General features: G+C 41.5%; 18 protein-coding genes. 8 read left to right on the top strand and 10 right to left on the bottom strand.

What is annotated here, in order from left to right:
* The first annotated feature begins 1 nt into the window (after position 1).
* Positions 2–760 (top strand): LytTR family DNA-binding domain-containing protein, encoded by a 759-nt coding sequence (locus ABJF11_RS16515; protein WP_348121161.1) that lies wholly within the window; start codon positions 2–4, stop codon positions 758–760.
* Positions 761–844: 84 nt separating this feature from the next.
* Here ABJF11_RS16515 and ABJF11_RS16520 read toward each other — a convergent pair whose 3' ends face one another.
* From ABJF11_RS16520 to ABJF11_RS16535, 4 genes are all read right to left on the bottom strand, one after another.
* Positions 845–1366 (bottom strand): DinB family protein, encoded by a 522-nt coding sequence (locus tag ABJF11_RS16520; protein ID WP_348121162.1) that lies wholly within the window; start codon positions 1364–1366, stop codon positions 845–847.
* A gap of 92 nt (positions 1367–1458) precedes the next feature.
* The gene (locus ABJF11_RS16525) at positions 1459–3336 is read right to left on the bottom strand and encodes a mucoidy inhibitor MuiA family protein (RefSeq protein WP_348121163.1); all 1878 of its coding nucleotides are present in this window, start codon (positions 3334–3336) and stop codon (positions 1459–1461) included.
* Between the two features lie 132 nt (positions 3337–3468).
* Positions 3469–3864: a hypothetical protein gene (locus tag ABJF11_RS16530; RefSeq protein ID WP_348121164.1), complete on the bottom strand. Its 396-nt coding sequence runs from the start codon at positions 3862–3864 to the stop codon at positions 3469–3471.
* A 7-nt stretch (positions 3865–3871) separates the two neighbouring features.
* Positions 3872–4321 carry a nuclear transport factor 2 family protein gene (locus tag ABJF11_RS16535; RefSeq protein ID WP_348121165.1) on the bottom strand — a complete coding sequence of 150 codons (450 nt, stop codon included), beginning with the start codon at positions 4319–4321 and terminating at the stop codon, positions 3872–3874.
* Between the two features lie 87 nt (positions 4322–4408).
* Between ABJF11_RS16535 and ABJF11_RS16540 the strand changes: the two genes are divergently transcribed.
* The 4 genes from ABJF11_RS16540 to ABJF11_RS16555 all read left to right on the top strand — a co-directional run bounded on the left by ABJF11_RS16540 (position 4409) and on the right by ABJF11_RS16555 (position 8737).
* Entirely contained in the window at positions 4409–4810 is a 402-nt protein-coding gene (locus ABJF11_RS16540) for a helix-turn-helix domain-containing protein (RefSeq protein ID WP_348121166.1), read from the top strand.
* A gap of 149 nt (positions 4811–4959) precedes the next feature.
* Positions 4960–5502 carry a hypothetical protein gene (locus ABJF11_RS16545; RefSeq protein ID WP_348121167.1) on the top strand — a complete coding sequence of 181 codons (543 nt, stop codon included), beginning with the start codon at positions 4960–4962 and terminating at the stop codon, positions 5500–5502.
* Between the two features lie 215 nt (positions 5503–5717).
* Entirely contained in the window at positions 5718–6050 is a 333-nt protein-coding gene (locus ABJF11_RS16550) for a helix-turn-helix transcriptional regulator (RefSeq protein WP_348121168.1), read from the top strand.
* On the top strand, positions 6050–8737 hold the full coding sequence (locus ABJF11_RS16555; protein WP_348121169.1) for an ABC transporter permease: 2688 nt from the start codon (positions 6050–6052) through the stop codon (positions 8735–8737). Before ABJF11_RS16550 ends, ABJF11_RS16555 begins: the two co-directional genes overlap by 1 nt.
* Positions 8738–8769: 32 nt before the next feature.
* Here the strand turns inward: ABJF11_RS16555 and ABJF11_RS16560 are convergent, their stop codons facing one another.
* Positions 8770–9600 carry a sulfurtransferase gene (locus tag ABJF11_RS16560; RefSeq protein ID WP_348121171.1) on the bottom strand — a complete coding sequence of 277 codons (831 nt, stop codon included), beginning with the start codon at positions 9598–9600 and terminating at the stop codon, positions 8770–8772.
* A gap of 204 nt (positions 9601–9804) precedes the next feature.
* Complete coding sequence (locus ABJF11_RS16565) at positions 9805–10170, bottom strand: T9SS type A sorting domain-containing protein (protein ID WP_348121172.1); 366 nt, start codon at positions 10168–10170, stop codon at positions 9805–9807.
* Between the two features lie 153 nt (positions 10171–10323).
* On the opposite strand from ABJF11_RS16565, the gene ABJF11_RS16570 reads away from it, so the two are divergent.
* From ABJF11_RS16570 to ABJF11_RS16580, 3 genes are read left to right on the top strand one after another with little or no spacing between them, the layout of a single operon-like run.
* Positions 10324–10851: a sigma-70 family RNA polymerase sigma factor gene (locus ABJF11_RS16570; RefSeq protein WP_348121173.1), complete on the top strand. Its 528-nt coding sequence runs from the start codon at positions 10324–10326 to the stop codon at positions 10849–10851.
* A gap of 52 nt (positions 10852–10903) precedes the next feature.
* Entirely contained in the window at positions 10904–11830 is a 927-nt protein-coding gene (locus ABJF11_RS16575; RefSeq protein WP_348121175.1) for a FecR domain-containing protein, read from the top strand.
* 17 nt (positions 11831–11847) lie between these two features.
* The gene (locus ABJF11_RS16580) at positions 11848–14388 is read left to right on the top strand and encodes a TonB-dependent receptor (protein WP_348121177.1); all 2541 of its coding nucleotides are present in this window, start codon (positions 11848–11850) and stop codon (positions 14386–14388) included.
* Here the strand turns inward: ABJF11_RS16580 and ABJF11_RS16585 are convergent.
* From ABJF11_RS16585 to ABJF11_RS16600, 4 genes are all read right to left on the bottom strand, one after another.
* Positions 14366–15031: an SCO family protein gene (locus tag ABJF11_RS16585; RefSeq protein ID WP_348121178.1), complete on the bottom strand. Its 666-nt coding sequence runs from the start codon at positions 15029–15031 to the stop codon at positions 14366–14368. The two genes, ABJF11_RS16580 and ABJF11_RS16585, sit on opposite strands and share 23 nt — an antisense overlap.
* 18 nt (positions 15032–15049) lie before the next feature.
* Positions 15050–15655: a toxin-antitoxin system YwqK family antitoxin gene (locus tag ABJF11_RS16590; protein WP_348121180.1), complete on the bottom strand. Its 606-nt coding sequence runs from the start codon at positions 15653–15655 to the stop codon at positions 15050–15052.
* Positions 15642–16382: a YHYH protein gene (locus ABJF11_RS16595; RefSeq protein WP_348121182.1), complete on the bottom strand. Its 741-nt coding sequence runs from the start codon at positions 16380–16382 to the stop codon at positions 15642–15644. Before ABJF11_RS16595 ends, ABJF11_RS16590 begins: the two co-directional genes overlap by 14 nt.
* A gap of 333 nt (positions 16383–16715) precedes the next feature.
* Positions 16716–18605, bottom strand: a complete 1890-nt coding sequence (locus ABJF11_RS16600) for an amidophosphoribosyltransferase (protein WP_348121183.1) — start codon at positions 18603–18605, stop codon at positions 16716–16718.
* Positions 18606–18612: the final 7 nt, after the last annotated feature.

Below are 18612 nucleotides of genomic sequence, written 5' to 3' on the forward strand. Positions count from 1 at the left end.
CATGAAGCTGACTTGTATACTTGTAGATGACGAACCCCATGCCAGGCGCTATTTATCAGAGCTACTCAAAGCAGATGGCGAAATAGAGGTACAGGGTGAATTTAGAAATGGAAATGAAGCCTTGAGATATTTGACTGGTACTGCACCCGATTTGATTTTTCTGGACATACATATGCCGGGAATCGATGGGATGTCGTTGGCAAAATTATTGAAAGGTAAAAAGAGCCTTGTGGTTTTTACTACTGCGTACAACCATCATGCGGTAGAGGCATTTGAAGTAGAAGCTCTTGACTATCTGCTAAAACCATTCAATCAGGAAAGATTTAGTCATGTGATCGAGCGAGCCAAAGAGCGTATTTCCACGAGTCAACAAGCAGATTTAAACCTAAAGGTAAAACAGCTTATTAATGACTTCGAGTCAAACAAGTCTCCTCATCTCACGGCGCTAGAATTTAAAGAACGAGGACTGTACAAAAAAATAGATGTTCAGGATGTAGTTTGCTTTGAGGCAAATTCAGTGTATGTAAAAGTACATACCTCTACAGGGTCACCGCTTTATCGCACTTCACTCAATCTACTGGAGCAGCAGCTCCCAGCAGGTCAGTTTGTCAGAATTCATCGATCCCTTATCATCAATAGGGATCAGATGCTACGTTTCCAATATTTAAACAATAATACCTTTAGGTTCGTCATGAGTAATGATCAAGAATTGGTATCAAGTCGCAGCTATTATTCTCAAATCAATCTGGCATTGACTTGAGCTAAGAGGTCATCGAGAATGGCACAAAAGAAGCCGCCACAAAGGTGACGACTCCCAACTCTACTCTGTAATTTTTACACTGCTCTACAACAACCAACTCGTAGACTTCGCTGGAGCAATATTTTTGAGACGCATATAAATGGTGACCTTACCCTGCTCTCGTTGTAGATGATGCTCGGTCAGCATCAGCGCTTCGGTACGGGTTAGCTTTTGACCAAACATATTGATCTCCTCATCATATCCCTTGATCTTTGGCAAGGTGCTGATTACAAAATCGAAAGATTGTTCGAGATCTTTAATCACGGCCTCCTTGCCATTTACATTTTGAATGGTATTAGTATTGGCTTTTTCATTGTCAATCCCAGCAAGGAAGCCAACAAAAAACCGATTGGAGGTGGTGATGTGTTTGATCTGATCTTCAAAACTTTTCAACCCATTTGCCGGTATTTGAGAATAATATTCTTCTGGCATAGCCTTGGCCGAATTGACCACCATATTCTTCATGTTACTCCATTCATAAACCAATCGCTCGGTTTTGATCGATTGAGCAAAAAGTGTTGTGCTTATCATTCCTGGAATGATCAGACATAAAAATAATTTCTTCATATTGATCTTTTTATTTTGATTTAAATTGACCAACGGAATGGAATTATTTCATACTATTAAAATGATGCCACCAACAATGTATGTTGTGAGTATCATTCAAGATTTACCCTTCTGTTTTTCGGATACTTCACCTCATAGCTCAATTCAAACTCTGAGTTTTGATTGGCAGCCAGTTTCAACTCCCATTTGATCTTGCCTGTACTGTCTTCCTTTGTTCCATTGGATAGCTGTATTGGGTTCACCACGATATCACTATTGGTAGACACAGGGATCTGATCATAGAGCGTCAATTTTATGGCTTGAGACTTTTTGTTTCTAGTTGAGATTTTGAAGGATCGAGATTCTATTCTGTTGGCACCTATCGTTCTTCTTTTTGTAAATTCATCGACCTTGGTTCTTCCGATCACTATGCTTTTGTCTCTACCTAGCGATATATTGAGTGTATCCTCCAGCGACTTGGCGTCAAGAATGGATCGGCCGATATATGCGTCTTCGAAATACAAGTTGGCCTCTCCTTCTAGCAGATTGTACTGATCCCAATTGATAATTCGTGCGATGAGAAAAGCGTCTTTGTCCAGTTTTGGCACAGCATAGTACTCATATTGAGTTTCGATTTTGTATTTATTCAGATCCACAGTGAGCTTATCACCATTTGACTTAATAGAATAGGGTTTGTCTACTTCGAATTCTACAGTGGTCTGGTTTTCTACTGTAGTAGTCGATACAAAATTGCTCTCCTTTTCTCGTTTTGCAAAACTACTATTCCCTCTAATTCGGACTCCAGCTGCTCTACCGGAAAGTGACCTACCTACACTCACCACCTCACTCAACTGAGCTGTATTTTCGTCCAGCTGTGTACTGATATTCCCAGAAGTAATGGGGAGCTCCTTGGTAGCAAAACCTACATATGATACCACCAGACTCGTAGCTCCATTAGGAAGCGTGAGCGAATAGAATCCATCCATATTTGTAATTGTACCCACAGTAGAGCCCTTAACCAGAATATTGACCCCGGGCAACGGATGACCCTCCGCATCTACAATGCGTCCGGAGACAGTCCTGACAGTAGCTACGGCATCGTTGTAAGCCTTGCGATAGTAGCTGGTATTTTCGGCATAGTTGAGATACCAGGGGCTGAGCTCCGGTGCAACGCCACTTTGATTAGGATTGCCATTTGACAAGCGCAAGGATACCTTTTCCCAATTTATTCCCGTATTCTGATAGATGTCGGCTTTATAGGCGAGCTCAAGAGGCTTTTCTACAGACGCGACTCTGACATCGTACTTAGGGTACCAGCCAGCATTAGATACCAGATATGAAATCTTAAATTTTGCTGAAACTTTCTGTTTGGACTCAATACGTACAAGTATCTCACTGGAGGGTAGTTCGTCTTTACCCTGTATTCTTTTGATCTCCAGTATAAGCCTTCGCTGCTCTTCCTGAAGATCTTTGATGGATGACTTAACGGCAATTTCCTCTCTTTTGATTGAAGTTAGCTCCTTATCGTAAAAATCGATGGCTTGTTTGATGGCCGACATGCTAGCACCAGAATTGAGCCCACCCAGATTCTTGTTTTCATCCAGCAGGTCGAGCTTCGACTTGAGAATAGATACCCTGGCTTCTTTTGTGGCAAGATCGAGCTTTACTTTGTCGAGTATAGCATTCAAACTATCGACTTTTTTATCCTTCTTTAGGCTCGTCAAATAATTGAACTTATGATTGACCGATAGTATCGTAAAGTCTCCCAATCCCTTGACCTGGATGCTTTTGTCATCCATATGCGGGGACAAAGATTTGATGACGATTTGGGTATGTCCAGCCGGCAACTCCAGCTCACCAGAGCGGGAAATCTGGGCTCCTTGAAGAAATACAGTAACTTCATCCATTTTCGTCTTCAGCTCCTTTTCCTTAAAGGTCTGAGCCAATATCTGATGAGAGAGAACGAGGAGTAGAAAAGCAATTTTTTTCATGAGTTGGTCAATTAGTAAGTTGGGAAATTAATACTGTTTACTTTGAAAGTAAACTAATCAGAGATAGGGTAACCAGCAAAAAAAGCGACTGTGCTGAGCACGGTCGCTTTGAAAACTGATAAAAATGTATAGCTATCGTCTAAAAATGACACTCATGAGTAGCCCATACAGGCAAAACTGAGTAATTCCAACGCTGGCCTCTACCAAAATCCACGCTCCAATATCAGGTACCTGATACTTAGCTGACTCTGTGAAGGCCAGATAACTCACAAATAAGGCACTGATCATCAACCCAAAATAAATACCACGTCTAAGACTATTTTCACTTGAGGAATACAAGGAGAAAAAGTAAGTGAGTACAAGGCCTTGAAGTGTCATGGTCAAAAACCCAAGTGGGAAAATTACCTCCGATCTCATATAAGGTATAGAGGCATAATGATCTGCGTTTATTAGAAAATGTGAAGTGGACTGAGTCACAAATGTGATCAGTATAAATGCCAAGGTTCCAAATATATATTTCTTAGTCATAAGTTACTTATTTAGTAGGAGTTAGGTGCTTCCTAAATTCCTCAGCATCATAGTAGACTTTAATAGACTGTATCTGATTGTCTTTGATTTCATACCATTCAGACATCTCAAGGGTTATCGTTTGACCGGATGGCATGGCTACGTCGAAGGCGACCTGAGTGATCACCCAGTTGTCCTTTTCAATGATCTGATGCATTTTGCTTCCTCGCATCATAGGCATAAAAGACTCGTTGAGTGTAATGAAGGCCTCTTTGCCTTGTACCTGATCCACCGGTCCGATAAAATTGATGTCATCGGCCAGATAATCTTTCCAAACGTCTGTCCCAGACATCATACCCTCACCAAAGGATTGAAAAACTTCAATTGCTGTACTGTTCATTGTTTTGTTGTGTTTTGTGGATTGACCGTGTACAATAAATACTGTCAGCATCAATCCTGTGAATAATAAATGTTTCATAATTTGCATGGATAATTGCAGTAAATTAGTTACTTGCAAATAACAAGTGAGTAAATATATTTAATTACTTGCTAAAAACAAGTGAATATGCGAAAAGTTGTCCGTCGTTCGAATTGTCCGATCAGTTATACCATGGATTTTTTTGGTGACAAGTGGACCTTTCTTATTCTGAGAGATATTGCGCTCAAGGGGAAGTGCTTTTATAAAGAGTTTCTTGAGGCTGGAGAAGGCATTGCTACTAATGTGCTTTCTGATAGACTCAAAATGCTCGAATCAGAGGAGATAATAGTGAGTAAGAAATATGAAAAGGTGAAAACAATGAAGACCTATTCTCTCACCGATAAAGGGAAAGCCCTGATTCCTGTCCTGGTGGAAATCATTATTTGGGGTGGTACTTATGACAAAGAAACCGATGCTCCGAAGTCATTTCTAAAAGCAGCTAAAGAAAATAGAAAACAGGTCATACAAGACTTGCTGGATAAATTGTAAAAAGCATTGCTGGGATTAATACCAATAACACGCTATCGAAAGTAATGCGGTCGCAAGCGTCACCATATGGATAATGCCTATTTAAAATATAAATGACGTATGCATTCCGTTTTACGTACCTTTAATGGGTAACATACCAAACAACTATTATGAAACTTATTAAAATTAGTGCCTGCTTGATAATAATTCTTGCAGGATGTCAGCCTCCGCAACAAGCAGGGAATGACGCATTTGAAAAAAATTCAAAAACTGCCATGGCGTATTTAGAGGGGTTTCAAAATGAAAGCCTTGACTATGCATCTTTATATGCCGAAGATGTTGTGATCAGAGGCACAGGTGTAAATGATCCCGATTCCATTTCTTTGGAAGATGCGATGAAACAAAATGATATGGCATGGGCCAATTTTGACTTCAAACTTTTAGGCGATGAAGTTGTGCTATTGCCAGGAGTGAATGTCGATACCAAAATGGCGGATGGATCTGTTCGGTACTATGGTGATTGGGAGGTGATACGACCAGCCACAGATTCTACAGAAGCAAGGTCAGGAATAATCAAAATTTACGAATCGTTTGATTTTGACATTGATGGAAAAATTGTTTTTCAGCAAGCCTATGGAGACTTTAGTGGTATCATGATGCTCATGATGGGCGAAGGAGATAGCGAGGATAATGCCGATGACGACCAGATGTAGACTTTACTCATAATTCAAAATATAGGAAGCTGTTTTAAGCGCTGGTTACAACCAATAACCACTCTGCTTGAAACAGCTTCTTTTTTTATATCATACTCCCCATTTTTTCTTTCCAAATTTCAGATTCTTAACAACAATTAACATTAGTTGTACAAAAACACAACTAATTATTCTTTATTTCTTGTATACTTGTACAACAAATAAAGAATTGTATCATGAGAGGAGAACATCTTGGAGAACTGGAAGAGTTAGTTTTATTGACCATAGGCTCGTTGTACAAAGAAGCATATGCGGTAGCCATTCTGGAGGAGATCAAAAATAATACGAACCGAAGGATGGACGTCACCGCAGTTCATTCTGTCTTGCGCCGACTTGAATCCAAGGGTTATACTCAATCAGAAATGGGCGGAGCCACTGCCGATCGAGGTGGTCGAAGAAAACGCTTTTTTTTACTGACACAGGTAGGCAGAAAAGTTCTCGACGACACGATGGAGCTACGGCTATCGCTCTACAACAAGTTGCCTAAGCTCGCCTTTTCTGGAATGTGATGGAAAGGCAGCCACCAAAATGGGCCGATCGTTTTCTAGCCTGGTTTTGTGATCCGGGCTTGCTAGAAGATTTGCAGGGTGATCTATATGAGATCTATCAGCAGCACTGTCAGCAAGGTCGCACCACCCACGCCAAATACCACTACATCTGGTTGGTACTTAGATCCTTTCGCTTATCCGCCCTTAAACAAAACCAAAAACTCAAAAACTCATTTTTTACCATGACAAAAAACAACTTAAAAATCGCAATCAGGGTGCTTTGGAGAGACAAATTCAATAGCACCATAAATCTATTGGGTCTGACCCTCGGGATTTCCTGTTTTCTACTACTGGGGTTATATGTAAAACAGGAGTTGAGCTATGATCATCTACACTCAAAGAAGGATCGTATTTATCGCAGCTGGCTAAAAGAAGACTACGGTGACGGCCGTGAATTTTTCAACTCCCGCACTCCGCTACGATTCGAAACATTGTTAGAAGACAATTTTCCAGAAATTGAACGTGCCGTCCAGTACATTGAAAATAACTATTTGGTCGGTCGTGGGGAAAACAGAATAGACGAGAGTGTTTCTATCATCAGTCCCGACTTCCTGGAGGTTTTCGATTTTGAGCTTATAAATGGAGACCCTTCCAATCCCTTACCGAGTATGGACAATATAGCTATTTCTGCCGCCTATGCTGAGAAATACTTTGGAAATGAAAATGCTATGGGAAAAATCATACCTCTTCAGATGGACTCAGTGATTAGGGATTTCACAGTCTCTGCCATATTTGATGATTTGCCAAAAGAATCAAGTATCCAATTTGATATGGCCATTTCTACTGACAATAACCGCCGTATTTACAGAGACCGTCTATTTACTGCATGGTTTAGTATCATTCCAGAAACTTATGTTTTGCTATCCAAGGATGCCAATATATCATCGGTAGAAAGCAAAATGCAGGATGTAGTGCTGAGTCAAATGGGTGGCAAAACTTATGGTGAAGCAGAAATTAAGCGGAATCAATACAACATAGGATTCCAACCACTGACAGATATACATCTCAATCCTGACATTCCACTTGGCTACGCGCCAGTAAGTAACCCTCAGTATGTAATGATATTAGGTGCAATTGGGCTCCTTGTACTTATTATGGCCTGCGTGAATTACACCACACTATCGGCAGGGCAATCGCTAAAGAGATCGAGGGAAGTGGGAATGCGCAAAGTGCTGGGCGCCGCCAGAGGCACACTAGTCTATCAATATTTAAGCGAAAGCCTGTTGCTGGCTCTGGTGGCCATGGGGATAGGCACCGCACTCACTATATTTTTAATTCCGACCTTCAATGCGCTGACTGGTACTGAAATATTCTTCCAGTTTGAATGGTGGCATCTGGGCATTTATCTTTTGATCGGACTTGCGATTGGCACATTGGCTGGCGCTTATCCAGCGCTGATCATATCGGCTTTCAAAACCATACATATTCTGAAAGGAGGCAGTCAGCCAACCGGAAAAATGGCGGCTCGAAAAGGATTGGTTGTTCTTCAATTTTTAGTGACCGTATTCCTTATCACCACCGTCCTCATCATGCGACAGCAAGTCAATTTCCTGATGGATAAAGACTTGGGCTATGACTACAAGGCAGTAATATCTGCACAACTGCCTGTAGATCAAGAGCAGCCCGGCATCCGAGGTCAGCTCACTTCTGGCATGGCCAATGGCGAGCTGCTTAAAGTGAAATTAGAGAATCATCCGGAAATTTCTAAAATAGCGCTAGGCAATCATCTTTTCGGATCCAATGGTTGGACTCATGTAGCTTTCAATGATATAAATGGTGATTTCAAATGGTTCCGACTACTTGTTGTAAATGCTGAGTACCTCTCGGCTTTCAATATCAAACCTATCGAAGGACGCGATTTCGAAGCCGGAAATGGACTGGATCAACGACAATCTGTAATCATTAATGAGAGCGCAGCGAAGAGTTTTGGATTGACTGATCCCATCGGAAACAAACTCCCTGGTGATGAATTTGGCGAGCATCAGATTATCGGTCTGGTCGAAGATTTCCACTATTCATCTTTGCATACTGAGGTGGAGCCTTTGGTGATCACACAAAACATCATGCCCATATTCATGGGAGTAACAGACGCAGATGTAACTGACTCTCCAGCTCCCAAAATAGTATTTACATACAGTGGTGCAAACCTACATGATGCCATTGAAATCCTTGAAAATGAGTGGGAGGCTACCTTTCCAAACGAAGCCACTAATTTTGAATTTATAGATGAAAGAATAAGCACTCAATATGAAAATGAAGCGCGAATGAATAAGCTCATTCTAATAGCTACAGTGCTCTCAGTCTTGATTGCAGGATTGGGATTGTTTGGCTTGATTATGCTTATCGCAAATAGCAAGGTGAAAGAGATAGGTATCCGCAAAGTAATGGGTGCCAATGCCCTATCAATATTCAGACTGCTGGTTAGAGGTTTTGCAATCCAATTATTTATAGCCATTGTACTGTCTGTGCCTTTGACTTTGATGCTGATCAATAAGTGGCTGGAGAATTTTGCCTATCGGATAGATGTCAACCCGACGCCTTTCGTGATTAGCTCGATAGTCACCTTATTGGTAGCGAGCGTAGTCATACTCTATCACACCAGACGTGCAGTCAAGATCAATCCAATCGAGTCTTTAAGGATAGAATAAAAATATGGCCCTCGGCAGCTCCCCTGCCGAGGCTATTTCCTGATAGGAGGACCAGGCGTAGATGCCCATTCGGTCCAGGAACCATCATAAATGTAACTTGCGTTGTCAAGTACCAGCGCTGCCGCCAATAGCACAATACAAGCTGTGACTCCCGATCCGCAAAGAAAGATCAATGGTTTCTCACCTATTCCCTTCTCTTCAAAAACCTTCTTTAGGTCTTCGATCGACTTGTATCTTCCATTTTCGATAACCTCAGTATATGGAATATTGATCGAGCCGGGAATATGACCGCTGCTCAACCCAGCTCGTGGCTCAGGAGCCAAACCTTGAAACCTCCCCGAGGACCGTGCGTCCACAGCAGTATACCTTTCTTCCCTCAGGTTTTCAACCATGTCATCAATGGTTTTTATATGATCTCTGGTCATACTAGCTTGAAAATTCCCTTCTTCGATAATAGTGCTCAGTCGACTTTCTACTTTATAGCCGTTTGATATCCAGCCTGAAAGCCCTCCGTCCAATACCGCCACTTGCTCACAACCAAGAGCACGCAGCATCCACCAGACTCTCGGGCTCATGTATATTCCTAAATTATCATAAATCACAATTTTGCTCTGTCTACCAATTCCTAAAGCCCTGCATCCTGCCACAGATTGATCTATTGTTGGAAACATATGAGGCAGGTTCGACCGAGAATCGCTAAATGTATGCTTCAAGTCGAAATGCCTTGCTCCTGGAATGTAGCAGCCTTCAAATTTGCTTTGGGCACCCGCCTTATTCTCTATTGGGCTTGCATCAAGAATGATTAAATCTGGGTCATTAAGGTTTTTAGATAGCCAAAGAGGCGTCACTAGATTTTTCTTCATAATTCCAATCAAAATAAATCTAATTGTAAGTAGAACAAAGTTAATTCACTCTGGATAATGAAATTTGACTGGTTAAAACTAATTCAGAATAGAATTAGGAGAGAATGCTTCAAAATGAATATAAAGAAAATCGACCACCAGAAAACTTATTTCTCACAGCAAATTCTACCGGCAGGCCGACTTCCTTATTTTTTTAGGCTGTCCTTATTGGACCACGATTTTGTGTACGACTTCGTGTTCCCCTTTTTTGAAAAAAACCATGTATAAACCCTTTTTCCAATTGCCCACATAGATAGACAATTGGGTAAACTTTTCGTTGATTTTATAAACCGAATGCCCTGCCAGGTCAATAATTTCCAACTGTGAAATATTACCATCAAAATATTGCTGCTCTATATTCAAATATTCCGACGCCGGATTAGGGTAGATCTCCACCAAATCTATGTATGGGTTCAACTCAACGGGTTGTAACGCATTATCTCGAATGGATTGATTTGATTGTGAAAAAGATACCGTTGGTGCCAAAAATAGAAAGGTCACCGCTTTAACAAATGAGATAATCTTATTCATTCTTGTCTTTTTCAATTTCATAAGTATAACGAGCTAAAACAGAATGCCCCTACATACCTGAGGCGATTGGATCGAAATATTCAAAATTCGTGCCTTATTTCTTTTTGACTGTTCTTAGCTAGGTTATATTTGAAGACTACTGCCCAACGAACTATGAATCAAACTTCTGTTTGCGAAGAACAGTCATTTAACCGTCTGCATCAGACGCACGCCCTATCCCTGCGAAATTTTTTATACTACCGTTTTGGAAGTTTGGAGAAAGCAAAAGATTGTGCGCAAGAAGCATTCATCAGGCTTTGGAACAATTGCAGTAAGGTTGCCTTTGATAAGGCTAAAAGCTATCTCTTCACTACGGCAAATAGAATATTTCTGGATGACGCAGCTCATCAAAAAGTGGTCTTAAAATTTGAGAAAAGAAGCAATACACATGAGGCCCAATCAGAAACCAACCCTGAATTTTTATACCAATTAGATGAGTTTCAAAGTCAGCTGGAACAAGTAGTTTCCAATTTGCCAGAGAAACAAAGAGTGGTGTTTTTACTTAGCAGAATCGATAAAATGAAACATCAGGAAATATCAGATACACTAGGAATTTCGGTGAAAACTGTTGAGAAGCATATCACTTCTTCCTTGAAGTATATAAGGTCTGAATTAGATGAGTTAAATCACTTTTCTATTTGAGTAGGGAAACTTCAAACTTTGCCGTCATAGCAGTAGAGAAACTAAAAAAGAAATGAAAACTAATCACACAGATAAAGACGCAATACTAACTCAATGGCTAAATGGAGACATTTCGGCTGATGAGGCGAGTAAGCACTTATCGCGTGAGGAGTTTTTAAAATACACACAGATTCTTACAGAAGTAGATCAATGGGTACCTGATCAAGACACTGAAATATTTGACCCCAGGCTAGTTTTGGATTCTCCAAAAAAGAGTAAAAGTAAAGTAATCAGCTTATTAAGTTGGAAATACATTTCTGTTGCTGCCGCTATTATACTTGCGATTTTCGTGGGTCAGAGCGTGTGGAAATCTTCATTGATTATTGAGCATCAAACAGCATATGGAGAAATCAAGACTGTAGATCTTCCAGACGGTTCTTCAAAAATGATTCTGAGCGCAAATTCAATAGCGAGCTGGTCAAAGTCTGATTGGAAAAAAGGCAAGAGAAAAATCACCCTAACAGGTAAAGCCTATTTCGATGTACCCCAAGAAGGTGAGTTCGATGTCGTCACCTCAGAAGGCACGGTGTCGGTATTAGGCACCAGATTCGTAGTGCACCAAGTGGATCAGGCACTGCACGCGACCTGCTATCAGGGGCGTGTACGAGCTACCGCGAAAAGCAATAAATCCATTGTCCTTGATAAGGGAGAATCCAGCTTGTTTTTTAACGGCAAGTGGGATCCGAAAAAATTGTTTGATGCGGCATTACCCGATTGGATCAAAGATCACATCTCTTTTGACAATACCCCAATTAAGATAGTATTAAGCGAATTAGAGTCCAATTATGGCCTGTCCATAAACTATGGCAGTATTAATCTTGCGAGAAGATTTACTGGATCAATACCCAAAGAAGATTTGGATCAGGCGCTAAAAATAATATTCCCAACACTGGGTATTTCTTACCGACTTGACGGCAAAACGCTATATTTGTCAGAATAAGCAGAGAAAAATTGGACATGCGATACTTACTTTTGTTCACCTTGCTGGTGTGTATTGGCAACAGCATGCTGATGGCACAACAAAAAATTTCATTTACGCAAGCGCTCAAGCATTATGAGGATGAAGAAAATGTCAAGTTCTCGTATGATCCCGTACTCGTCGAACAAATAACCTCCAAAGTTACGGTCTCTCAGGATTTGGATGACTTTATAGCCCTGACCGAGAAACAGCTCCCTTTTGAATTCCTAAGAATAAGTGATGAATATTTTACGCTACGGGTAATTAGCGCAGAGTACTCCTTGCTACTAACTGACTCTTTGGCCAATTCTACCATCTCTCCACCATTTTTCTTTTTCATTAATGGCGTTCCGGTCGATGTAACAATGGATGGCGACAAGGCCCGATTCATGTATCAACCATCCCAACAGGACACACTGATTGTCTACGCGCCAGGCTTTGAAAAGCGTCTGATTCCGGTGAATGAAATGATAAGCAACAAGAATCTGTCCTTTCAACTTTTAACTCAAACCTACCTTCTGAAAGACGTGTTGGTTGAAGACTACGTCACAAAAGGAATCAATATGAATCCGGCAGATCAAAGCATCTCTATCGATGTCAAAAATTTGCCGCTACTACCTGGCGAAACCGATGGAGACATATTCGCCTCACTGGCAGCTCTACCGGGAGTGACCACTCCTGATGGCAGACCAGGCAATCTGTTTATCCGTGGAAATTCCATAGATCAATCCATGATCCTTTTTGACAACATTCCCATTTATCATAGAGGGCATTACTATGGCACCATCTCACCATACAATCCAAAAGTAGTTGATAATGTAGAAGTTTATAGAAGCGGGTACCACCCAAGAATCGGTGGCCGAGTAGGAGGAGCCGTATTAGTCAACTCAGATACAGAAGTCTCCAACGAAGCGCAGTATGGAGTAGGCATGAATACTCTGTATATCATGGCATATGGCAAAACTCCCTTGGCAAACAACAAACTTGGACTGGCATTTGGCGCGCGTCACTCCTACCCAACCTGGGTTAGATCACCTAAGCTGGAGGCCATTTCAGAATCAGTTTTTGCTGCAACCGGGCTCGCTGACGTCAACGGAAATATTCTAACACAGCCAGACGTGGTATTTCAAGACTACCACGCTAAATTATTATTAAAACCGAATGCAAGAAATGAGTTTTCTATTTCGGGGATTTATAGCAACACCAACCTCACATACAATCTTCCGGTGATCATACAAGCTGGCAGTAGTGAAAGTACTGACTTTGAGAATTTTGGACTGAATGCGGAATGGAAATATCAAATAAACGACAACTGGTACAGTCAGTTGACTAATACCTATAGTAAATATACTTATGACAACGGGTCGATCGCCCAACTCATTAATTTTCGTGCACTCAATGAATTGACTGACTATAATTCTCGACTTGAGATTTCCAATCTCAAAAATGAGGCCTATGCTTTACAATTTGGACTTGACTACAAGTGGCAGTCCACTGATCTAAAATATAGCAATGTGTCGGCCTTCTCCAACACGCCAATAGTCATCGCAAATACACAGAAGGCACATACCCTCTCCCCTTTTGCAAACATAGAATGGATCAACTCTGAAAAATGGTATCTGCAGGCAGGCCTGAGAGGCACCTACTACAGTCCGAGAGCCGCCTTTCAATGGTCGCCTAGATTGACTGCCAATTTCAGCCCCACATCATGGGTCAACCTAAAAGCTTCTGCAGGACAGTATTATCAATTTATCAGCCAAGTCAAAAACCTGGAATTTGGTAGCGGAGGCTTTGATAATGAGCTATGGATGCTGACTGACGACATGAATGGCAACATCATATCCGGAGAGCAGTTTATGGCCGGTTTCATGCTAAATGGCGACCGCTGGCTACTTGATATTGAGGGTTACTACAAGACAGCCAATGGCGTCACCTACTACGAAGATCGTAGATTCAATGAAGTGAGCACTTTTTTCACCGCAGATGACCAGCTCTACGGTATCGACACCTATCTCAAACGAGCGATAGGAGAAAGCACTTCCACCTGGGTAGGCTATTCCTACAGCAATTCAAAAATTCAGCTAGACACTACAAATGCGGTCACTTACAAATCGAAGTACGTACAACCACACGTTGCCTATATTGGGTTTGCTTATCAAAAAGCACGGTGGAAATTTTCAGCCGTTTGGAAATTCGGTTCTGGGCTGAATGCAAAATCGTTAGAAATCGCCTATGTTCAGATTATATATGAGAGAGCACAGGCCAACCGTGCTCCAGGTAGCCCTAGGGCGCCAGATCCATTTATTGGAGTGCCTGAGCGATATCCAAATACCCATTCTCTAGATCTGTCTGCCTCGTATAAAATACCCCAGTCTCACAGCAGAAAATGGTCAGCTAGTTTTGGTCTATCTGTACTCAACCTTTACAATCAAGACAATTTGATCGATAGGGCTTTTCGAGGTAATCCACCGCCTGCACGGTTTGTAGACAGAAATGCATTGGGATTTGCTCCAAATCTTATGATGATGATTGAGTGGTAGATTCTTTTTTCAAGGTTTTGATGTCGGCTATCAACTGCATGATATCCGTCTTATTGAGGCCATTGTAAATTCCTCTGATATGCTTTTGAGAATCAACTAATATGAAGTTTTCTGTGTGTAAAAAATCATCAGCACTTTTTTCTATCCCAAGGTTCTCTTCAACAAAATAGAAATTACGACCAAGGTCATAGATGAGCTCTCGCTCGCCGGTCAGTAAGTGCCACTTTTTAGAAACAACTCCATGCCGATTCGCATAGCTTTGCAGCACAGATACACTATCCAAATCGGGAGTCACAGAATGTGAAAGTAGAATAACCTCATTATCATCCATGAATGCCTTTTGCAACATACCCATGTTTTTGGTCATCTTAGGACAAATACCTGGGCATGACGTAAAGAAGAAATCGGCTACATAGATTTTATCCTTTGTCTGTTCAGTAGTAATCGTATCGCCGTCCTGATCAATCAATTCGAAGTCAGGAATCGAATGAAAGTCATTCGATAACTCATTTAAATTATCCACCCATACGGGAGTAAACGAAGGATCATTGTAGAATGGCAATCGCTCCACTCTGCTGCTTTTTTCATTCTGAGCTTGACAAGAGCAAAGCCCTATAACCACCAATAATATCAATCGATTCATATTAGAAACAATCATCTATTATAGAATAGTTTCATCCCCCAACTCATAGCATAGGCTTGCTCTTTTGAGACCGAAGATCCTTCCGTTTTTAGCTTCATAGTTCGTGTAAAGCTTACCATTTTCTCTCCATGCTCGTTGCAATCCCTCTTCTAAGCCCATTTTAAGATTAATTTCTTTGAATGGCTTTCCACTTTTGTACCACTGATATTGAGTACCATCAGCTCTGCCATTTACAAAATTGGATTGAGAACGGAGTACTCCATTAGGCCACCAGCTTTTCACTTCTCCATCTAATCTATTGGCCTTGTGTTGAGCTGTATAGCTCAAAGTGCCATCCTGATACCATCGGTTGGTCATACCCATCTTTTTGCCTTCGATGAATTGGATTTGCTCCGCAAGTTGGCCGTTGAGGTGATACTGCACCGACCAACCATCAAAAGGCAAATTATTAAAATATACTCTCCCTTCATTCGCATGAAGAGAGAGTTCCTTTTTCTCTACCTTTATTGAGGTCTTATTTTCGATAAGAGATTCAATTCGCTGATCAGGCAAAAACACCCAACTGCATAGCACGGCTGTCACTAAAGCGACTAATAAACCTGATAGGATTCTAGTTGATTGCATTAGGTGTACCTTGATAATCTCCCGGAAATAAAATGTAGTACTGATTCAAATAGAGTTCATTTTGGATATGATAATGATACTCTTCCTCGTCAGAATTGTACTTGGTCGTGCTGGTATGCCCGCCAGATTCGTCAAGATCAGATGGGTAATCTCCTATAGAAGTGCATTTTCTACCGTAAAGAAAAAATCCGTCTGAAATCACGCCGATCAGCTCATCATCATCGTCAGACCATGCCACTGGCTCCAAGTGATAATGATAACTTTGAGGGCCAGTATGCGCGCCCGAATAGTCCAGGCTACTAGCTGCATCATCTAATGGCACATTTGGCCCCTCTGAATCATTGTAAATCATAGCTCCACTTACCGCTATTCCAATGGCTCCCAAGCTCGTCGCACTTGTCGAGGAGGATTTTGTTGGACTAGCAGGTAAAGTCACACTATAAGAACCGTTAAAATCGTCGATATACCCTGGAGCAAGGCCTTCTGCCACTGTGGCTTCCACATACAATTCGTGATCTGGTGACCAGTAGGGAGAAGTATGATTTGGCAATCCAGTGGATTCGATCAAAACCTCATCTCCATCCAGTAGGATGGTTACGCTCTCCTCATTGAATACAGCAAACGCAGCGGCCAATTCTCCTGAATCGGTTCCGTCGCTGTCATCCGAACCCCCGTTACTACAGGATAAGAGTACTGTAATACATAACAAATAAGTTAGAAATCTCATATTCTTTTTTTACATTGTTTTACAGAGATTAAACGAGGAAATACAATTAAACCCTCCCCTCCAAATGCTGAAACCCGTTCTTCCCCTTTCGGAAGAATTTGGGCTTCTCGAAATATTTTCCAGTGCTGGCAGTGATGATTAATAAGTCCGCTAGAGAATGCTCATTGAAAAGGTCGAAGGTCCACCATAGAAAATGGATCAAAAAGCGAATGGCGAACTGCTGATTATAATAGACCAATCCTGCGGCAACATTGACTATGTCGCCCGTTTCATGATTGGAAAGCTGTTCTGGATGAATGAATCAGATTAGCTAAGAGAATGCTGAGAGTGGGTTTAATATGCCCTTACGGTCACCCCTTTCATGTAGTTTACGAATGCCTTGTTCACCACTCGATTACCACCTGCAGTAGGGAAATCACCAGTAAAATACCAGTCACCTTTATGATCGGGACATGCTTTATGCAGATTGTCTACTGACTGAAAAATCACCTCCAATTCTGCTTTCATAGCTTTCGGCCTCACTATTTCTGTGATCTTGGCAGAAACCTGATCGGCAGAGAAAGGTTCGTACAGTTCCTGAACATAATTTGGAGCTGATGGATTGTCGGCGGCATCTTCGCATTTTGCCAGAACCTCCTCCAGCAAGTGAGAATTATCGTGCTCTTCCAGAAGTTCCAAGACAGCGCGGAAGGCCACAAAATCTTTCATTTTGCTCATATCGATACCATAGCAGTCAGGGAATCTAATCTGAGGGGCGGAAGATACAATCACAATTTTCTTAGGTTCCAACCTGTCAAGCAGCGTCAAAATGCTTTTCTCCAATGTAGTTCCACGAACGATAGAATCATCAATAATCACAAGGTTGTCTATCCCTTTGTTTACCACCTCATAGGTGGTATCGTATACATTGGCCACTAGTTCGTCTCGCGAAGAGTCATCCGCAATAAAAGTTCGCAGTTTGGCATCCTTGATTACCATTTTCTCTACGCGAGGTCTAAATGATAGTACATCTTCTATGTCTCCGGCATGTGGCTTACCTTCGATAATAATTTCTTTTCTTTTGGCTACCAGATATTCATCCAAGCCACTCATCAATCCCAGAAAAGCTGTTTCTGCTGAATTTGGAATGAAAGAAAAAATAGTATTTTTCAGATCAAAATTGACTGACTGCAAGACTTTCGGTACCAGCAATTCGCCCAATTTCTTTCGTTCTCTATATATATCCGGATCAGAACTTCTTGAAAAATAGATGCGCTCAAAACTGCAGGATTTCTTGGGGAGCAAATCAATGAATTGTTCCTCCTTAAAAGAGCCATCCTGCTGAATGATAAGTGCGTGACCGGGTGTAATTTCTTTGATGTCTCCGTATGCGCAGTTAGTAGCTGTTTTTATCGCAGGCTTTTCGGAGGCCACAATCACTACCTCCTCGTCTGCGTAATAGTATGCCGGACGAATCCCAGCAGGGTCCCGTGCTACAAATGAGGCTCCATGCCCAAGCATACCGGCCATGGCGTATCCACCGTCAAAATCACGACAAGATTTTCTTAGAATATTAATAACAGAGAGCTCCTCTTCAATCTTTCTGGTAATGTCTTTATTCGAAAGCTGGAATTTGTGCTTATTGAATATTTCTTGATTTTCCTCATCCAGAAAGTGGCCAATTTTTTCCATGACGGTTACGGTGTCCGTCTTCTCTTTTGGGTTTTGTCCGAGTGCGATAAGTATATCAAATAGCTCATCTACATTGGTCATATTAAAATTGCCAGCTACGACCAGGTTTCTAGATCTCCAGTTGTTTTGTCGTAGAAACGGGTGGCAGCTCTCTATACTGTTCTTTCCGTGAGTCCCATATCTGAGATGGCCCAACCATACTTCACCAGTAAAACCGTAGTTTTTTTTCAGCCATTCCTCATCTCTAAATTTCTCCTTACCACCTTCCTTGAGCGCTTTTCCGAATTTCTTACCCACCTTATCAAATATCCGCTCGAGAGAGTTGGAATCTATCGACCTATAACGGCTGATGTAACGATAACCGGGTTCCAGACCAAGTTTTATGTTGGCGATACCTGCTCCATCCTGGCCCCTGTTCTGCATCTTTTTCATCAGCAGTAACAGCTTATTGGCACCATAGAGGGGCGTATTATACTTATCAATATAATATTGAAGGGGTTTTCTCAAACGAAGGTGCGCTATACCACATTCGTGTTTAATTGGGTCGCTCATATCACTT

Origin of the sequence: Reichenbachiella sp. (assembly GCF_039941815.1) — a bacterium.
Lineage (GTDB): Bacteria > Bacteroidota > Bacteroidia > Cytophagales > Cyclobacteriaceae > Reichenbachiella.